The following is a 15473-nucleotide window of genomic DNA, read 5'->3' as shown; positions in this document are numbered from 1 at the left end:
TGGGTTATAGCCTATCCCGGCACGGCTGGGGAGCCATGCCGCCGGTTCCGGCGCCGTGTCACGGTCGTCGCCCCCACGTCCACCATGCACAGCCAGGAGACGCCCGATGACCCAGGACTACGACTACATCGTCGCCGGCGCCGGCATGGTGGGCTCCGCCATCGCCATGGGCCTGGCGGGCCGGGGCCGCCGCGTGCTCATGCTGGACGGCGCGGATACCGATTTCCGCGCGGCCAAGGCCAACTTCGGCCTGGTGTGGGTACAGGGCAAGGGCTATGGCAATGTCCACTACCAGCGCCTGTCGCACGAGGCCGCGACCTTGTGGCCGGCCTTCGCCGCCGAGCTGCAACGGGAAAGCGGCATCGACCTGCAATACGAAAGCCGTGGCGGCCTGCACTTCTGCCTCGGGGAGGCGGAATGGGAGGACCGCGCGAGGCGCATGCGCGCGTGGGAAGGCAATACGCCCGAGCGCCCGTCCTGCGTCGAGATGCTGGACCGCGGCGCCCTGCTGCGACGTTTTCCCGGACTGCGCCTGGGCGATGACGTATCGGGCGGCAGCTTCGGCGCCACCGACGGCCACGTCAATCCGCTGCGGCTGCTGGCCGCATTGCAATCGGCCTACCAGGGCCGCGGAGGACGTCTGGTCAGCCAGCATCGGGTGGATGCCATCGCGCCGGCGCCGGGAGGCGGCTTCACGGTTTCCGCGGGCAAGGACCGCTATCGCGCCGGCCGCGTCATCGTCACGGCCGGCCTGGGATCCAACGACCTCAATCCCATGGTGGGCCTGGACATCCGCTTGCGCCCGCAGCGCGGGCAAGTGCTGGTCACCGAACGCCTCGCGCCCATGCTGCCCGTGCCGGCCAGCGGCGTGCGCCAGACCGGCGACGGCACCGTGCTGGTCGGCTTGACGCAGGAAGAAGTCGGATACGACATCACCACCACCGCCGTCGCCGCGACCCGCATGGCCCGCAAGGCCCTGTGCGTGCTGCCCGATCTCGCGGGCGCACGCCTGGTGCGCCAGTGGTCCTGCCTGCGCGTCATGACGCAGGACGGCTGCCCCGTCTATGCCGAATCCGCCACCCAGCCGGGCGCCTGGACCGCGCTGTGCCACTCCGGCGTCACGCTGGCCTCCTTTCACGCGGGGCCCCTGGCGCAGGCCATTGATGGCGGCGGCCTGCCGCTCTCCTTTTCCGATCGCCTGCCACGGCGGCGTGCTGGCGCGGCGATCGCCGCCGCTGCCGGCGCGCAACACCCGTCTTCCACCGCCACGGCCGACCTCGCGGCCTGGTCTTCATTCTTGGATGCCTTCAACCATGAGCGCTTCGATGTTTCGCAAGCTGCATGAACCCGGCGCGCAGGCGCTGACGGTCTATATCGACGGCCAGCCGGCCGTCGCCGAACCCGGCGAGACGGTCGCCGCCGTCCTGCTGCGCCAGGACGCCGCGGCATCGCGCACCACGCCGGTCCAGGAGAGCCCCCGCGCGCCTTATTGCATGATGGGCGTGTGCTTCGACTGCCTGGCCATCGTCGACGGCGTGGCCTCGACCCAGACCTGCCTGGTCACCGTGCGGGATGGCATGCGGGTCCAACGCCAGTACGGCAAGCGGAGCGTGCAGCCATGATCCGTGAATTCGATGCCTTGATCGTGGGCGCCGGCCCGGCCGGCATGAGCGCGGCCATCCGCCTGCGCGCCCTGGGCCGCGACGTGCTGGTGGTCGACGAGCAGCCCGCGCCCGGCGGACAGATCTGGCGCGCGGTCGAAACCGTGGCCGCGACGGCCACCGGCGCGCTGCTGGGCGACGAATATCGCGCCGGCGCCACGCTGGCCGAAGCCTTTCGCCGCAGCGGCGCTGTCTATGAGCCCGGCACGCAGGTGTGGCAGATCGAACCCGACTGGCATGTCTACATGACCCGCGCGGGCAAGGCCGAAGCCGTGCGCGCCAGGCAGGTGTTGCTGGCCACCGGCGCGCAGGAGCGGCCCATGCCCTTCCCTGGCTGGACGCTGCCGGGGGTGCTCACCGTAGGCGCGGCGCAGATCCTCTTGAAGACCTCGCGCCAGGTGCCGGCCCAGCCCGTCTGGATAGCGGGCAGCGGGCCTTTGGTGCTGCTCTACATGGCGCAGCTGCTGCGCGCCGGCGGCAAGATCGCCGGCTGGCTGGACACCGCGCCGCCGGGCGCCTGGCGCCGCGCCTTGCCCTACCTGGGTGACGCCCTGCGCCGTGCCGGCGAGGTCGGCAAGGGCCTGCGCTGGCTGCGCGAACTGCGTGCGGCCGGCGTACGCCGCATCAAGGGCGTGCGGGAATTCCGCGCCCTGGGCGACGGCCGCCTGCAACAGATCGAATACACGCTGCCGGGCGGCGGCAAGCAGCGCGCCGACGCGCAGGTGCTGCTGGTCCATGAAGGCGTGGTGCCGTCCATCCACATGACGCGCGCGCTGGAGTGCGAACATGCCTGGAACGAACAGCAGTCCTGCCTTGCCCCCGTGTTGAACGAATGGGGCCGCACCAGCCGCCCCGGCCTGTACGTGGCGGGCGACGGCGCCGGCATCGGCGGCGCCACCGCCGCCTGCGTGCGCGGCGAGATCGCCGCCCTGGGCATGGCCCTGGATGCCGGCGCCCTGGATGCCGCCAAGGCGGACGCCGCCGCCGCGCCCCTGCGCGCGTCCCTCGCGGACATGCTGCGCCTGCGCCCCATGCTGGACGCGCTCTATCCGCCGCGTCCCAATATTTATTCTCCCGCCGACGACACCATCGTTTGCCGCTGCGAGGAGCTGACGGCGGGCGATATCCGCAAGGCGGCGGACCTGGGCCAGCCCGGTCCCAACCAGATCAAGTCCTTTACCCGCGCGGGCATGGGGCCTTGCCAGGGACGGCAGTGCGGCTACACCATCGCGCACATCCTCGCTGAAAAGCAGCGGCGTCCGGTGGCGGACGTCGGCTTCTATCGCGTGCGGCCGCCCTTGAAGCCGCTTACGCTGGGGGAGCTGGCCAGCCTGGACCTGGAGGAGGATATAAAGGGAGCGGCGGCGAAATGAGCGGCATCTCCAACAACCTCGGCAGCAAGGTCAGCAACAAGGCCTCCGGCGAAGCCGCCGGGGCACGGCCGGTCTACGACGCCGTCGTCATCGGGGGCGGCCTGCACGGCCTGTCGGCCGCGCTGCACATCGCGCGCGGCGGCGGCCGCGTGGTGGTGGTGGAAAAACATTGGGTGGGGCGTCACGCATCCGGCGCTACCGCCGCGGGGGTGCGCACGCTGAACCGCGACCGGCGCGAGCTGGACCTGTCGCTGGAAGCCATGGACATGTGGCATGCCATGGAGTCGCTGGTCGGCGATGACTGCGGTTTCCATGCCAACGGCCAGATCTGCGTGGCGGAAAGCCCCGCGGCCCTGGAAAAACTCCAGGGCCGCGTGAACGGCCTGCGCGCCGACGGCTACACGCACGAGGAGATCATCGACACCGATGAATTGCGCCGCCTGCTGCCCGACCTCAGCCACCATTGCGTGGGCGCATCCATCGCCCGCCGCGACGGCGCCGCCGATCCCCATCGCGCCCTGCGCGCCTTCCGCCGCAGCGCCTTGCAGGCCGGCGTGGAGCTGATCGAGCATTGCGGCGTCACGGCCATCGAACGGCAAGGCCAGGACTGGCGCGTCGTCGGCGAAGGCGGCCGCGCGTGGATCGCGCCCGCAGTGGTCAATGCCGCGGGCGCCTGGTCCGCCCGCATCGCCGCCCTGGTGGGCGACGACATTCCCCTGGCGACCAAATCGTCGATGATGATGGTCAGCGAACGGCTGCGGCCTTTCATCAAGCCCGTGGTGGCGATCATGGGGCGGTCGCTGTCCTTCAAGCAGTCCGACCAGGGTACGCTGGTGATCGGCGGCGGCCTGCAGGGCATCCCGGACCTGGACAAGGAAACGTCCACCGCACGCATGAAGGTCCTCGCCAAGGGCGCGCATGCGGCGACCGATCTCTTCCCGTCGGTCTCGAATATCCGCATCGTCCGTGTCTGGGCCGGGCTGGAAGCCAAGACGGAGGACCTGCTGCCGGTGGTGGGCCCGTCGCCCAACGCGCCCGGCGTGTTTCACGCTTTCGGATTTTCCGGACATGGCTTCGAGCTGGTGCCCGTGGTCGGCGCGACCCTGGCGGACTTCGTCCTGCGGGGCGGCACCCGCCGGCCCATCCAGAACCTCACGGCCGAACGGCTGATGGCACCGGGCACGCCGGGCGCCGCGCCGGCCGCCAAGCCGCCGGTCGACCCGACCGTGTTCTAGCTTCAGGAGACCTCCACCATGATGCGCTATGCGGTCAAGCGACTGCTGCTGGCCATACCCACCCTGCTGGCCATGTTGACGGCGGTCTTCGTCCTGGTGCGCCTGGTGCCCGGCGACCCCGCGGCGGTGATGCTGGGCGACCAGGCCAGCGCCGAAGCCCTGGCCGCGCTGCGCACTCGCCTGGGCCTGGACCTGCCCATGCAGGTTCAATACCTGCATTTCCTGCGTGACATGCTGTCCGGCAACTTCGGCGTGTCCATGGCGTCGGGCCGCACGGTCCTGCAGGAAGTCGCCCTGGTGCTGCCGTGGACGCTGCAGCTGACCGCCGCGTCCATCCTGATCGGGGTACTGTTCGGCTTGCCGCTGGGCACCTGGGCCGCCCTGCGCCGCAATGGCTGGCCCGATTATCTGGGACGTGTGCTGTCGCTGACGGGATTGTCTTTCCCGGCATTTGTCTCCGGCATCCTGATGTTGCTGGCCTTTGCCATCCAGCTGCGCTGGTTTCCTGTCATAGGCAGCAGCGTCGCCGGCGACTGGACCAGCCAGTTGCGCGCCCTGGTCCTGCCCGCATTCAACCTGGGCCTGATCATGACCGCCTACGTCATGCGCGTGACCCGCTCGTCCATGCTGGGCGTGATGGGCGAGGACTATGTCCGCACGGCCCGCGCCAAGGGCGTGCGGCCCATGCGCCTGGTGTTGCGTCATGGCTTGCGCAATGCGCTGATACCCATCGTCACCGTGGTGGGGCTTTACTTCGGCACGCTGATCGGCAACTCGGTGCTGACCGAGATCGTCTTCAACCGGCCGGGACTGGGCAAGCTGATCCTGGGCGCGCTGAATACGCGCGACTACACCTTGCTGCAAGGGCTGATGGTGGTCTTCGCCACCTGCGTGATCTTCGTCAACCTGCTGACCGACCTGGTGTACGGGTGGGTCGATCCCCGGGTGAAATACCAATGAGCGCCGTTCCCTCTTCCGCCACCGCCGGCGCCCCGGCGTCGCGCAGGCCCAATGCGCTATGGCAGGCCTTGCGCCGCAACAAGCTATCGTGGGTCGGCATCGGCCTGCTGCTGGTCATCGTCCTGGTGGCGGTGTTCGCGCCCTGGATCGCGCCGCATGATCCGCTGCAGCAGAACATCGCCTACCGCCTGGACCCGCCTTCGGCGGACTACTGGCTGGGCACCGACAGCTATGGCCGGGACGTGCTGTCGCGGCTGATCTACGGCGCCCGCGTGTCGCTGCTGGTCGGCTTCGTCGCCATCCTCATCGCCATGAGCATCGGGGCGTCCCTGGGCATCCTGGCGGGCTATGTGGGCGGGCTGCTGGACCAGTTCATCATGGGACTGGTAGACGTCCTGCTGTCCTTCCCTACCCTGCTGCTGGGCCTGATGGTCGCGGCGATGCTGGGCGCCAGCCTGGAGAACCTGATCGTCGCCATCGCCATTACGGAAATCGCGCCTTTCGTGCGGGTGGCGCGGGCGCCGACCATCGCCTTGAAACAGCGTGATTTCGTCGAAGCCGGCCGGGCCTTGGGATTCGGTCCCTTCCGCCTGATGGGCGTGCATATCCTGCCCAACATGATTTCGGACGTGGTGGTGCTGGGCTCCTTGTGGATGGCGTCGGCCATCCGTACCGAGGCGTCCTTGAGCTTCATCGGCCTGGGCGTGCCGCCCCCCGCCGCCACGTGGGGCGCCATGATACGCGAGGGCTTCGAGAACATCCTGGATGCCTGGTGGCTGACGGTGTTTCCCAGCATTGCGATCCTGCTGACGGTGCTGGCCTTGAATCTGCTGGGTGATGCGCTGCGCGACGCGATCGATCCCAAGCTGCGGTCGGAGCATTCATGATGAAGGAAACGATCCTGAAGGCCGGCGCGAAGGATGGGCGGGCGCCCGCCGATACCGCAGGCGCCGTGCTCGAACTGCGCGACCTGCGCACCGAATTCCGTATCGGCGGCGCCTGGCATGCGGCGGTGCGGGATGTCTCCTTGAGCGTCAGGCGCAACGAAACCCTGGCCGTCGTCGGCGAATCGGGCAGCGGCAAGAGCGTCACCGCCCTGTCCATCCTGCGCCTGCTGCCCGCGACCGGCGCCCGCCACGCCGGCGGCCGGATCCTGCTGGAAGGCCGCGACCTGGCGACCTTGCCGGAAAAGGAGATGTCGCGCCTGCGGGGCGACGCGATGGCGATGATTTTCCAGGAACCCATGACGTCCCTGAACCCGACCATGCGGGTAGGCGAGCAGATCGCCGAGGCGATACGCCAGCATCGCGACGTGTCGTGGAAAGAGGCCCGGGCGGAAGCCTTGCAGGCCTTGGAGGAAGTGAAGATACCCGCCGCGGCCAGCCGCTACGACGACTATCCGCATCAATTTTCCGGCGGCATGCGCCAGCGCGTGATGATCGCCATGGCCTTGGCCTGCAAGCCCAAGGTGCTGCTGGCGGACGAGCCGACCACGGCGCTGGACGTGACCATCCAGGCGCAGATCCTGAGCCTGTTGGCGGACCTGAAGACGGCGCGTGGCATGGCGGTGGTGTTCATCACGCACAACCTGGGCGTGGTGGCGCAGATTGCCGACCGGGTGGCGGTGATGTATGCCGGCGAAGTGGTCGAGACGGCCGATGTCGACACCTTGTTCGCCTATCCGACGCATCCCTATACCGAAGCGTTGTTGCGCGCGATGCCGCGCGTGGACACCGATGCGGAATCGCTGGATCCGATCGCCGGCAGCGTACCCGCGATCACCGCCATACCGCCCGGATGCGCCTATGCGCCGCGCTGCCCGCTGCGGCAGGCGGCCTGCGAGGCCAGCCGTCCGGCATTGAACGATATTGGGGGCGAGCATGGAGTGCGGTGCCTGGTGCGGGCGCCTGCCTCGACATCGCGTTCCCCAATGACGGGACCGTCCGATTCCAAGGTGCAAGCATGAGCCAGTTGTTGCAAGTCCGCCATCTCGTCAAGCGCTTCCATAGCGGCGGCGGCTGGCTGGGCGGCGCGAAGAAGACCGTGCACGCCGTCAACGACGTGTCCTTCGACGTCGGACGAGGGCAGTCGCTCGGGCTGGTGGGGGAATCCGGCTGCGGCAAATCCACCGTCGCCCGCATGCTGCTGCGCCTGATCGAGGCGGACGAAGGCAGCATCGTTTTCGACGGCCAGGATATGCGCAGCGCGGGCGCAGCGCAGCTGCGGACCTTGCGGCAGCGCGTCCAGATCATTTTCCAGGATCCCTATGCATCCTTGAATCCGCGCCGGACCATACGGCAGACCCTGGCGGAGCCCTTGTTCGTCCATGGTGTCGGCGATGCCTCCGCCATCGAGGCGAAGATCACGCAGACCATCCAGGAAGTAGGACTACCCGTGTCCGCGCTGGAGAAGTACCCGCATGAATTCTCGGGTGGCCAGCGGCAGCGTATAGGAATCGCCCGCGCGCTGGTGCTCGATCCGCAGCTGATCGTCGCCGACGAGCCTGTATCGGCGCTGGATGTGTCGGTACAGGCGCAAATCCTGCAACTGCTGGACCGCCTGAAACGCGAGCGCGGCTTGTCGTTCGTGTTCGTGTCGCATGATCTGGGCGTCATCCGGCATTTCTGCGACACGGTCAGCGTGATGTATCTGGGGCGCATCATCGAAACCGGGCCGACGCGGCAGGTACTGGACGCACCGCGACATCCCTATAGCCGCGTGTTGCGGGATTCCTCGCCCGTGCCGGATCCCAAGGCGCGTATCGCGCTGGCCAAGATCCAGGGCGAGATCCCCTCGCCCACCAACCTGCCTCCGGGTTGTGCTTTTCATCCGCGTTGCGCGTATGCGCAGGCGGATTGCAAGGCTGGCGTGCCGGCGTTGTCGGCGCAAGCCGGGCTTGGGGCCGCGGCGTGTTTTCATCCCTTGGGGCCTGTCCGGGGTTAGGCCGCGACAGCGTTGCATCAAAAGACGTCGACCAAGGCAGTCCGCCGCCAGGCCGCCACCGCCTAGGATTTTCCCTTACCCCGCACCCATTGCGAAGCACGCAAACGGCGCCGCTTTCAACGCGGTCGCCAACGTCGCGCGCATGCGCGGCACAGGGAAAATCCGCGGTCCGCCATCATGGGCGAGAACGGCCGCCTCATCCGTTCTAATTTTGGCAAGAATTCTTTGATCAAACTCTAATTGTTGTACAGCTGCGCCATCTCTAGAATTTTTCGAACTGGATGGGATGGCGGTCCTCTTGCCGCGGCCGCTCACCCAACGCCCGGCGCAGGCGAGACCTGTCCGGACCGACAACAACGGAATCGGGCCCATGCGCCCGCATCCAACCTCACACGAGGGGAAAATGCTCGCTTACACCTGTAGGCGTCTATTGATGACGCTACCGGTCATGCTGTTTGTCGCACTTTTTGTGTTCGGCCTGCTTGACCTTGCCCCCGGCGATCCCGCCGCCCTCCTTGCGGGCGAGGACGCGACGCCCGAAACCATCGCGCGTATCCGCGAGTCCTTGGGACTGGACCACTCCTTCCTGCACCGTTTCGGCGATTGGATCCTTGCCGCCGCCCATGGCGACCTGGGCAAGTCGCTGTACACCGGCTTGCAGGTCTCCGACATGATCGCCCAGCGTATCGCGCCCACTTTTACGTTGATGGCGATGACGCTCATCATATCCGTCGTGCTCGCGGTGCCCATGGGCACGCTGGCCGCGTGGAAGCACAACCGCTGGCAGGACCACGGCATTATGGTGTTCGCGGTCTTTATATTTTCCGTGCCCGCCTTCGTCGTCGGATACCTGCTCGCCTGGATATTCGGCCTGCAATTGCGCTGGTTCCCGGTCCAGGGCTATATGCCCTTCTCCTCGGGCGTCTGGGCGTCCCTGCACACCCTCATCCTGCCCGCGCTCGCATTGGGCAGCGTCTACGTCGCGCTCATCACCCGCATCACCCGCGCCACGATGCTGGAAACGCTTTCGCAAGACTACGTCCGCACCGCGCGCGCCAAGGGCGTCGACAACCGGACCCTGCTGTTCCGCCACGCGCTGAAGAATGCCGCGGTGCCGATCGTGACCGTCGTCGGCATCGGCGTCGCGCTCCTGATCAGCGGCACCGTGGTCACCGAAACCGTGTTCTCCATACCCGGCCTGGGCCGTCTTGTCGTCGATGCGATCTTGCGGCGCGATTATCCCGTCATCCAGGGAACTGTGCTTCTTTTCAGCTTCCTGTACGTGATCGTCAACCTGCTTGTCGACCTTCTCTATCGCGTTTTCGACCCCAGGATCAAGTACTGATGAACAAGCTGACCGGCCTCTGCAAGAGGCAACCCACCATACTCGTCGGCCTGCTGCTTCTGGCCGTCATCATCCTTCTCGCGGTATTCGCTCCCTGGATGGGGACGGTCGACCCGACCGCGCTGTCGCCCATCCACCGTACCCGCAACCCCGGCGCGGAATTCTGGTTCGGCACCGACCTGCTCGGCCGCGATGTCTATTCCCGCGTCATCTATGGCGCCAGGGTGTCGCTCATCGTCGGCTTCTCGGTGGCCATCCTGTCGACCGCCATCGGCGTGGCCATCGGCCTGGCGGCGGGATTCGTACGTTGGCTGGACACGATCGTCATGCGCATCATGGACGGATTCATGTCGATCCCGACCATTCTGCTCGCGATCGCCCTGATATCGGTGACCAGCGCCTCCATGAAGAACGTCATCCTCGCCATCACGGTCGCCGAAATCCCGCGCGTGGTCCGCCTGATACGGGGCCTGGTCCTCACGTTAAGGGAACAACCTTACGTGGAAGCGGCGCAATCCTCCGGCGCCAGCACCTTGCGCATCGTGTGCAAGCATATTTTTCCCAACACCATCGCGGCGCTCACCGTCCAGGCCACGTATATCTGCGGTGTCGCGATCCTGGCCGAAGCGAGCCTGTCCTTCATAGGCGCCGGCGTGCCGCCCTCGGTCCCCTCCTGGGGGAACATCATGGCGGAAGGACGGGCGCTCTGGCAGGTCAAGCCTTACCTCATCGCGTTCCCCGCGCTGTTCCTGTCGATCACCATCCTTGCCATCAATATGCTGGGCGACGGCCTGCGCGACGCGATCGATCCTCGCATGAACCGGAGGTCCGGCGAATGAACCCCTTGAACACGCATGCCCCGGGAAAACGGGTCCTGACGATAGACCGCCTGTCCGTCGATTTCGGCAGCATCCAGAAACCGGTCCACGCCGTGCGGGGACTCAGCCTGCACGTCGATCGTGGCGAGACGCTCGCCATCGTCGGCGAGTCGGGCTCCGGAAAATCGGTCACGTCCCTGACCACAATGCGCCTGGTGGAATTCGGCGGCGGCCGGGTCGCCGCCGGCGCCATCGAATTCCAGCGCACCAAGGGCGCCGTCGATTTGCTCAAGCTGTCCGAAAGCGAGATGCGATCCATACGCGGCAGCGAGATCGCGATGATCTTCCAGGAGCCCATGACGTCGCTGAATCCCGTCCTGACGGTAGGCCAGCAGATCACGGAGGCCATCCGCCTGCACCAGAAGAGCGACGCGCGCACGACGTTGGAAAGCGCCCGCCACATCCTGGACCAGGTGCGGATCCCGGACGCGCGCGGCATCCTTGAACGCTATCCCCACGAATTGTCCGGGGGCATGCGCCAGCGCGTCATGATCGCCATGGCCCTGTCCTGCAGACCGTCGCTGCTCATCGCCGACGAACCGACCACCGCGCTGGACGTCACCATCCAGGCCCAGATCCTGCAGCTGATCCGCGAGTTGCAGAAAGAGATGGACATGGCGGTCATCTTCATCACCCATGACATGGGCGTCGTCGCCGAGGTCGCCGACCGCGTCATGGTGATGCGCCACGGCGAAGTCGTCGAAGAGAACGCCGTCGAGCCCTTGTTCGCCCACCCTGTCCATCCCTACACGCGGGCGCTGCTGGCCGCCGTGCCGCGCCTGGGGGATATGCGCGGAACCGCGGCCCCGGCGCATTTCGCGCTTCTGGATAAGGGCGCCGCCCCCACCACTGGCAGGAAGACGCAAGACTCGGCGTCCAAAGGCGACGGGCGCATCATCCTGCGGGTCAAGGACCTGGTAACGCGCTTTGACGTCCGAGGTGGCTTCCTGGCGCGCGTACGCAAGCGGGTACACGCCGTCGAGCACCTGAGCTTCGAACTCAAGGCAGGCGAAACACTAGCGCTGGTCGGCGAATCCGGCTGCGGCAAGACGACGACAGGTCGCTCGCTCATGCGGCTGGCAAAACCGCTTTCCGGCACCGTCGAATTCGACGGCCACCGCATAGACGGCAAGGACCCCGCGTCCTTGACGCACCTGCGCCGCAACATGCAGTTCATCTTCCAGGATCCCTTTGCGTCCCTGAATCCTCGCATGCGCATCGGCGCAAGCATCAAGGAACCGATGCTGATCCACGGCATTGCGCAGGGACAAGAGGCAGACCGCCGGGTGGCGGCGCTGCTGGAACGTGTCGGACTGAGCGCCGCGATGGCCGACCGTTGGCCCCATGAGTTTTCCGGCGGCCAACGCCAACGCATCTGCATCGCGCGCGCCTTGTCGGTAAATCCCAAGGTGCTGATCGCCGACGAGTCCGTGTCCGCGCTGGACGTCTCCATCCAGGCCCAGATCGTCAACCTGCTTATCGATCTGCAGCAGGAGTTCGGGATGGCCTATCTCTTCATATCGCACGACATGGCGGTGGTGGAGCGCATCAGCCACCGCGTCGCGGTGATGTATCTGGGCCAGATCGTGGAAATCGGCCCGCGCCAGAGCATTTTCGAGAACCCGCAGCACCCTTATACCCGCAAGCTCATGCAGGCAGTACCCATAGCCGATCCAACGCAACGGCGGACAAGAACCCTGGAAGTCTCCGAGATCCCCAGCCCCGTTCGTCCTATCGGCTACCGCCCGGACATCGCGCCCTTGGTCAAGGTCGGTCCCGGGCACTTCGTTGCCCACCATAAGGTCGGCGCTTGATCGGCCCGGCCCCACAACAGTACAAGGAAATCCGGCATGAACCGCAGAAGTTTTCTCCTGACGCCGCTCGCCCTGGCCGTCGCCCAGACGCTCCCCTTCTCCGCCTTCGCCCAGCCCAAGCCGCGCAACTTCAAGTGGGTGCCACAGGCCGATCTCGCCCTGCTCGATCCGATTTTCACGACGGCGCAGGTGACCCAGAACCACGCGCAGCTGGTTTTCGACACGCTCTACGGCCTGGATGAAAAACTCGAGCCTCACCCGCAGATGGCGGAAGGCCACACGGTCAGCGACGACAAACTGGTCTGGACCATCAAGTTGCGCCAGGGCCTCGGGTTTCATGACGGGTCCCCGGTGCGCGCAGCCGATGTCGTGGCCAGCATCAAGCGTTGGGGCGACCGGGACTTGATGGGCCGTTCGCTGCTGCAGGCAACGAAATCCATCGAGGCCATTGACGACCATACGCTGCGCATTACCCTGTCCGAGCCCTTCCCTCTCATCCTTCACGCACTGGGCCGCCAGACGACCAACATGGCGGCCATCATGCCCGAACGCCTGGCGAAGACGCCCCCGAACCAGGCTGTCAAGGAAATGATAGGCAGCGGGCCGTTCCGTTTCGTGCCGGCAAAGTGGATCTCCGGCTCCAAGGTGATCTACGAACGCTTCGAGGGCTATGTGCCACGTCCTGCCGATACGCCATCCAGCTTCGGCGCCGGCCCCAAGATCGCCCATGTGCCCGGCGTCGAGTGGAACATCATTCCCGACGGCGCCACGGCAATCGCCGCCTTGCAGGCGGGCGAAGTGGATGGCGTGGAGCGCATCAACAACGACTTCCTGGGCATGCTGAAGGAGATGCCTGACATACACCTGGTCAAGATCGCGCTGCCAGGCATCAATATCATGCGTTTCAACCAGCTTTTCCCGCCTTTCAACAACGCCGACATACGACGGGCGGTGCTGTCGGTCGTGAACCAGACAGAGTACATGACGGCGGCAAACGGCTCTTCCTTCCCGGAATACTGGAACGACAAATGCGGGGTCTTCGTGCCCGGGTGCCCGATGGACAGCCGCAACGGCATGGAGAAGCTGACCGGCAAGCGAGACATTGCCGCGGCAAAGGCCGCGATCAAGAAGGCCGGATACAACGGCGAGCGCGTCGTCCTGCTGGATCCCGTGGACTTTCCCTCGCACCATGCGTCCGCGCTGGTTACCGCCGACCTGTTCAAGAAGCTGGGCTTCAATGTCGACCTGCAAGCCGTCGACTGGGGCACCGCCGTCCAGCGGCGCAATAGCCAGGCCTCTCCGCAAGAAGGCGGCTGGAGCGTCGCTTTCACCGGGTTGAGCGGCATGAACAACCTGGATCCCGCCGGTCACCTTGCGCTGCGCGGCAACGGCAAGGACGCGTGGTTCGGCTGGCCGGACAGCCCCAAGCTGGAAGAACTCCGCAACCAGTGGTTCAAGGCGCCGGACCTCGATACGCAGAAAAAGATCTGCGCGCAAATCCAGGAGCAGGTGTTCATCGACGTCCCCTACATCCCACTGGGCGCCACCTACCAGGTTTCCGCATTGCGCTCGCAATGGAAAAACTTCGAACCCTACATGCCGCTTTTCTACAACCTGCGCCAGGCCTGAACTCGACACCACCGTCCTGCACCCTGGGACACAAGAACAGCATCACATACCGCTGGAGCAGAAAAAATGCGCATCGCAGTACTGCAGTTCACCCACGAAACGGTGACCTTCCTTCCCAACGACACCACGCTGGACGACTTTACCTACGTGGGTTCCCCCGCGACAGGGGAAGCCCTGCTGCAAACCGATCCGAAAGGCTACATGGGAGGCTTCGTCCAGGTGGCACGCGAGTATGCCGACGTGGAGCTGGTCGGGATAACGTCGCCCCTCTTTCCCAAGACCGGGACCGGCTCGGGCTGGATTACCGAGGAGGCTTTCGAGCACTTCATCGGCATCATGGTGAAGGAGCTGGCCGAACAGGGTCCGTTCGACGGCGCATTTCTCGCCTTGCACGGGGCCGCCGCCGTACGCGGCGTGCCCCGCCCGGAAGCGGAGATCGCGCGTCGCGTGCGCGCAGTGATCGGCGAATCGGCATACATCAGCGGCACATTCGACCCGCATGGCAATGAGGACGAGCAATTCCTGAAAAGCGCCAACATGGCGTTCTGCGTGAAGTATTTTCCGCACTACGACATGCATCTACAGGGCGAGCGGGCAGCGCGCATGCTGGTGCGCGCGATCCGCAAGGATTTCGTCCCCACCAACGCCGTCATCCGCATTCCCATCATTGCGCCCACGGTCCTGATGTGGACCGGTGCGTCGCCCTGGTCCGACCTGGTCCAGCGTGCGCTGACCTGGGAGGCGCGCGAGCCGGACGTGTACGTCAATGTCTTTTTCGGCTTTCCCTGGGCCGACGTGCCCGACGCCGGCATGACCATCCAGGTCCTCACCAATGGCAAGCCCGCCCTCGCCAAGTCCGTCGCCCAGGACATGGCGAACTGGGCCTGGCGCAAGCGGCACGCGCTACTGAATACCACCAGGATCCACGACATGGCATCCGGCGTCCGCCTGGCGGCCGAGGCCGTCGCCGAGGGCAAGGGGCCCGTGGTCCTGGCGGATTCCAGCGACCGGTCAGGCTATGCGACGTGGCTGCTGGCGGAGATCCTTGCCCAGAACCTCAAGCGCACACTGGTCGCCACGCTTGCGTCCGCGCGGCAGGTCCAGGCGCTCGAGCAGGCCGGCGCCAAGGCCGGCGACGACTTTGATATGGAAGTCGGTGGCCTCGTCGATGAATCGGCCGGCCCGGCGGTACGCGTCACGGGCAAGATCCTGCGGGTTCAGCAGGCCACCGCGGGACGCTTCAGGGCCCAGAATTGGTATTTGATCGCCTTCGGCGAGGGCAATGTCCTGATTCTCAGCCCCTACCTGGTCCAGATCCAGGAACCGACGGACCTTTGGGCGCTCGGCCTGGCGCCCGAAGATTTCGATGTGGTGGCCATCAAATCGCGGGTCCACTTCCGGCGCGGCTTCGACGACAGCGGATATTCGCCCACCATCCTCATTGTTGAGCCCTCGCAACCATTTGTCGGGACGGTTCGCCTGGATGGGCTGAACTACAAGCATCTCAAGTTGACGGACTACTACCCCTACGGGAACCCGGCGTTCGACGGCGAAGTGCTCTAGCGACACCGGCGGGCGCCCGGGTAGAACCATGGCCTGGCCCCACGCCAACCGATTGCGGCCGGCGTGGGGCGC

General features: G+C 66.2%; 13 protein-coding genes. All 13 read left to right on the top strand.

What is annotated here, in order from left to right; translation table 11 throughout:
* The first annotated feature begins 106 nt into the window (after positions 1 to 106).
* Positions 107 to 1345 carry an NAD(P)/FAD-dependent oxidoreductase gene (locus C7R54_RS10860; protein WP_129150299.1) on the top strand — a complete coding sequence of 413 codons (1239 nt, stop codon included), beginning with the start codon at positions 107 to 109 and terminating at the stop codon, positions 1343 to 1345.
* Complete coding sequence (locus tag C7R54_RS10855) at positions 1326 to 1622, top strand: (2Fe-2S)-binding protein (RefSeq protein WP_129150498.1); 297 nt, start codon at positions 1326 to 1328, stop codon at positions 1620 to 1622. Before C7R54_RS10860 ends, C7R54_RS10855 begins: the two co-directional genes overlap by 20 nt.
* Entirely contained in the window at positions 1619 to 3034 is a 1416-nt protein-coding gene (locus tag C7R54_RS10850) for an NAD(P)/FAD-dependent oxidoreductase (RefSeq protein ID WP_129150297.1), read from the top strand. The genes C7R54_RS10855 and C7R54_RS10850 overlap by 4 nt, the downstream gene beginning before the upstream one ends.
* Positions 3031 to 4269, top strand: a complete 1239-nt coding sequence (locus C7R54_RS10845; protein WP_129150295.1) for an NAD(P)/FAD-dependent oxidoreductase — start codon at positions 3031 to 3033, stop codon at positions 4267 to 4269. Before C7R54_RS10850 ends, C7R54_RS10845 begins: the two co-directional genes overlap by 4 nt.
* Before the next feature lie 18 nt (positions 4270 to 4287).
* Entirely contained in the window at positions 4288 to 5229 is a 942-nt protein-coding gene (locus C7R54_RS10840) for an ABC transporter permease (protein ID WP_129150293.1), read from the top strand.
* Positions 5226 to 6116, top strand: a complete 891-nt coding sequence (locus C7R54_RS10835; protein WP_129150291.1) for an ABC transporter permease — start codon at positions 5226 to 5228, stop codon at positions 6114 to 6116. Before C7R54_RS10840 ends, C7R54_RS10835 begins: the two co-directional genes overlap by 4 nt.
* On the top strand, positions 6116 to 7195 hold the full coding sequence (locus C7R54_RS10830) for an ABC transporter ATP-binding protein (protein WP_129150497.1): 1080 nt from the start codon (positions 6116 to 6118) through the stop codon (positions 7193 to 7195). Before C7R54_RS10835 ends, C7R54_RS10830 begins: the two co-directional genes overlap by 1 nt.
* Complete coding sequence (locus C7R54_RS10825) at positions 7192 to 8172, top strand: ABC transporter ATP-binding protein (RefSeq protein ID WP_129150289.1); 981 nt, start codon at positions 7192 to 7194, stop codon at positions 8170 to 8172. The genes C7R54_RS10830 and C7R54_RS10825 overlap by 4 nt, the downstream gene beginning before the upstream one ends.
* A 403-nt stretch (positions 8173 to 8575) precedes the next feature.
* Entirely contained in the window at positions 8576 to 9517 is a 942-nt protein-coding gene (locus C7R54_RS10820) for an ABC transporter permease (protein ID WP_129150287.1), read from the top strand.
* Positions 9517 to 10356, top strand: coding sequence for an ABC transporter permease (locus C7R54_RS10815; RefSeq protein ID WP_129150285.1), 840 nt, complete (start codon positions 9517 to 9519; stop codon positions 10354 to 10356). The genes C7R54_RS10820 and C7R54_RS10815 overlap by 1 nt, the downstream gene beginning before the upstream one ends.
* On the top strand, positions 10353 to 12209 hold the full coding sequence (locus C7R54_RS10810) for an ABC transporter ATP-binding protein (protein WP_129150283.1): 1857 nt from the start codon (positions 10353 to 10355) through the stop codon (positions 12207 to 12209). The genes C7R54_RS10815 and C7R54_RS10810 overlap by 4 nt, the downstream gene beginning before the upstream one ends.
* Before the next feature lie 36 nt (positions 12210 to 12245).
* Positions 12246 to 13838 carry an ABC transporter substrate-binding protein gene (locus C7R54_RS10805; RefSeq protein WP_129150281.1) on the top strand — a complete coding sequence of 531 codons (1593 nt, stop codon included), beginning with the start codon at positions 12246 to 12248 and terminating at the stop codon, positions 13836 to 13838.
* A gap of 66 nt (positions 13839 to 13904) precedes the next feature.
* Entirely contained in the window at positions 13905 to 15401 is a 1497-nt protein-coding gene (locus tag C7R54_RS10800; RefSeq protein WP_129150279.1) for a M81 family metallopeptidase, read from the top strand.
* Positions 15402 to 15473: the final 72 nt, after the last annotated feature.

Origin of the sequence: Achromobacter aloeverae (genome assembly GCF_004121055.1) — a bacterium.
Lineage (GTDB): Bacteria > Pseudomonadota > Gammaproteobacteria > Burkholderiales > Burkholderiaceae_B > Bordetella_C > Bordetella_C aloeverae.
Note: the sequence above shows the minus strand (reverse complement) of the source record. Positions and strands in the feature narration are given on the sequence as shown.

What these genes read in the sequence shown, in the direction of transcription:
- C7R54_RS10830 (WP_129150497.1), top strand. Translation starts at nt 6,116, where the DNA reads ATGAAGGAAACGATCCTGAAGGCCGGCGCGAAGGATGGGCGGGCGCCC.
- C7R54_RS10860 (WP_129150299.1), top strand. Translation starts at nt 107, where the DNA reads ATGACCCAGGACTACGACTACATCGTCGCCGGCGCCGGCATGGTGGGC.
- C7R54_RS10855 (WP_129150498.1), top strand. Translation starts at nt 1,326, where the DNA reads ATGTTTCGCAAGCTGCATGAACCCGGCGCGCAGGCGCTGACGGTCTAT.
- C7R54_RS10805 (WP_129150281.1), top strand. Translation starts at nt 12,246, where the DNA reads ATGAACCGCAGAAGTTTTCTCCTGACGCCGCTCGCCCTGGCCGTCGCC.
- C7R54_RS10820 (WP_129150287.1), top strand. Translation starts at nt 8,576, where the DNA reads ATGCTCGCTTACACCTGTAGGCGTCTATTGATGACGCTACCGGTCATG.
- C7R54_RS10800 (WP_129150279.1), top strand. Translation starts at nt 13,905, where the DNA reads ATGCGCATCGCAGTACTGCAGTTCACCCACGAAACGGTGACCTTCCTT.
- C7R54_RS10825 (WP_129150289.1), top strand. Translation starts at nt 7,192, where the DNA reads ATGAGCCAGTTGTTGCAAGTCCGCCATCTCGTCAAGCGCTTCCATAGC.
- C7R54_RS10835 (WP_129150291.1), top strand. Translation starts at nt 5,226, where the DNA reads ATGAGCGCCGTTCCCTCTTCCGCCACCGCCGGCGCCCCGGCGTCGCGC.
- C7R54_RS10840 (WP_129150293.1), top strand. Translation starts at nt 4,288, where the DNA reads ATGATGCGCTATGCGGTCAAGCGACTGCTGCTGGCCATACCCACCCTG.
- C7R54_RS10810 (WP_129150283.1), top strand. Translation starts at nt 10,353, where the DNA reads ATGAACCCCTTGAACACGCATGCCCCGGGAAAACGGGTCCTGACGATA.
- C7R54_RS10815 (WP_129150285.1), top strand. Translation starts at nt 9,517, where the DNA reads ATGAACAAGCTGACCGGCCTCTGCAAGAGGCAACCCACCATACTCGTC.
- C7R54_RS10850 (WP_129150297.1), top strand. Translation starts at nt 1,619, where the DNA reads ATGATCCGTGAATTCGATGCCTTGATCGTGGGCGCCGGCCCGGCCGGC.
- C7R54_RS10845 (WP_129150295.1), top strand. Translation starts at nt 3,031, where the DNA reads ATGAGCGGCATCTCCAACAACCTCGGCAGCAAGGTCAGCAACAAGGCC.